Annotated in this window: 1 tRNA gene and 2 rRNA genes (1 of these 3 cut by a window edge); all 3 read left to right on the top strand. The window is 54.5% G+C overall.

The features are described from left to right. Positions 1–2,068 (top strand): 23S ribosomal RNA (locus ACR0C5_RS19575); it begins 759 nt to the left of the window's first position. Between the two features lie 189 nt (positions 2,069–2,257). Further along, a 5S ribosomal RNA gene (gene rrf, locus ACR0C5_RS19570) occupies positions 2,258–2,372 on the top strand. 51 nt (positions 2,373–2,423) lie between these two features. Next, positions 2,424–2,500: transfer RNA gene (locus ACR0C5_RS19565), tRNA-Met, on the top strand.

Genomic DNA, 2,500 nt, shown 5'->3' with positions numbered 1-2,500 from the left:
CACATCCGTTGAAAAGGATCGGGATGAGCTGTGCCTAGGGGTGAAAGGCCAATCAAACTCGGAGATAGCTGGTTCTCTGCGAAATCTATTTAGGTAGAGCGTCATCCGAATACCCCGGGGGGTAGAGCACTGGATGGGTAATGGGGCCCCACAGGCTTACTGATCCTAACCAAACTCCGAATACCCGGGAGTACTAGATGGCAGACACACTGCGGATGCTAACGTCCGTAGTGGAGAGGGAAACAACCCTGACCTACGACTAAGGCCCCCAATTCATGGCTAAGTGGGAAAGCAGGTGGGACGACCAAAACAACCAGGAGGTTGGCTTAGAAGCAGCCATCCTTTAAAGATAGCGTAACAGCTCACTGGTCTAAATAAGTTGTCCTGCGGCGAAGATGTAACGGGGCTCAAGCCATGAGCCGAAGTCTAGGGATGCGTAAGCATCGGTAGCAGAGCGTAGTGTGACATAGTCTCATTCCTCCTTCATGCCTTCGGGCAGATTGGAGGAGAGAGGCTTTCGATGAAGCGGGCGCGTGAGCGATCCCGTGGAGAGATCACTAGTGAGAATGATGACATGAGTAGCGACAAAGAGTGTGAGAGACACTCTCGCCGAAAGTCCAAGGGTTCCTGCTTAAAGCTAATCTGAGCAGGGTAAGCCGGCCCCTAAGCCGAGGCCGAAAGGCGTAGGCGATGGGAACTAGGTTAATATTCCTAGGCCAGGAGGATGTGACGGATCACAGGTGTAGTTCAATCTTATCGGATTGATTGGGCTGCTGAGTGGTTCCTGGAAATAGCCCTCCATCAGACCGTACCCTAAACCGACACAGGTGGACTGGTAGAGCATACCAAGGCGCTTGAGAGAACGATGTTGAAGGAACTCGGCAAAATACCTCCGTAAGTTCGCGAGAAGGAGGCCCGGTTCCTAGGCAACTAGGGGCTGGGGGCACAAACCAGGGGGTGGCGACTGTTTATTAAAAACACAGGGCTCTGCGAAGTCGCAAGACGACGTATAGGGTCTGACGCCTGCCCGGTGCCTGAAGGTTAAAAGGAGAGGTGAGAGCCTTGAATTGAAGCCCAGGTAAACGGCGGCCGTAACTATAACGGTCCTAAGGTAGCGAAATTCCTTGTCGGGTAAGTTCCGACCTGCACGAATGGCGTAACGACTTCCCCGCTGTCTCCAACATCGACTCAGCGAAATTGAATTGCCTGTCAAGATGCAGGCTTCCCGCGGTTAGACGGAAAGACCCCGTGCACCTTTACTACAGCTTCGCACTGGCATCAGGATTGTGATGTGCAGGATAGGTGGTAGGCTTTGAAGCAGGAACGCAAGTACCTGTGGAGCCTCCCTTGAGATACCACCCTTCGCACTCTTGATGTCTAACCGCGGTCCGTTATCCGGATCCGGGACCCTGCGTGGCGGGTAGTTTGACTGGGGCGGTCGCCTCCTAAAGCGTAACGGAGGCGCGCGAAGGTTGGCTCAGAGCGGTCGGAAATCGCTCGTTGAGTGCAATGGCAGAAGCCAGCCTGACTGCAAGACTGACAAGTCGAGCAGAGTCGAAAGACGGCCATAGTGATCCGGTGGTCCCGAGTGGAAGGGCCATCGCTCAACGGATAAAAGGTACGCCGGGGATAACAGGCTGATACTGCCCAAGAGTCCATATCGACGGCAGTGTTTGGCACCTCGATGTCGGCTCATCTCATCCTGGGGCTGGAGCAGGTCCCAAGGGTACGGCTGTTCGCCGTTTAAAGAGGTACGTGAGCTGGGTTTAGAACGTCGTGAGACAGTTCGGTCCCTATCTGCCGTGGGTGTAGGAGACTTGAGAGGAGTTGCCCCTAGTACGAGAGGACCGGGGTGAACGATCCACTGGTGGACCAGTTGTCGTGCCAACGGCAGTGCTGGGTAGCTATGATCGGACAGGATAACCGCTGAAGGCATCTAAGCGGGAAGCCCCCCTCAAAACAAGGTCTCCCTGAGGGCCGTGGAAGACCACCACGTCAATAGGCCGGAGATGTAAGCGCAGTAATGCGTTCAGTTGACCGGTACTAATCGCCCGATAGGCTTGATTTGATCCAGTAATGGAAAGACAAGACCAAAGCATACACCAACCTTGACAAAGGACAGCGTCGCAGCGCCAAGCCGCGATGTTGGTTGATTAAATAACCGTGCGGGAACGCGCCTTTTGTAAACAAAAGACGCTGCCTCCCGCATGGTCGCTTTCTTGCACAGCAAGAAAGTCGACCGAGGGCTTTTCCTCGGTTTGGTGGTCATAGCGCAAGTGAAACACCCGGTCCCATCCCGAACCCGGAAGTTAAGCACTGCCGCGCCAATGGTACTTGGGCTTAAGCCCCGGGAGAGTAGGTCACCGCCAAACCTAGAAAAAGCCCAATTCTCTCTAACACGATGAAAACAAATCTGACTCTGACGCGGGATGGAGCAGCCCGGTAGCTCGTCAGGCTCATAACCTGAAGGTCGCAGGTTCAAATCCTGCTCCCGCAACCA

The sequence above is a fragment of the Ruegeria sp. N8 genome, from assembly GCF_056531325.1.
Note: the sequence above shows the minus strand (reverse complement) of the source record. Positions and strands in the feature narration are given on the sequence as shown.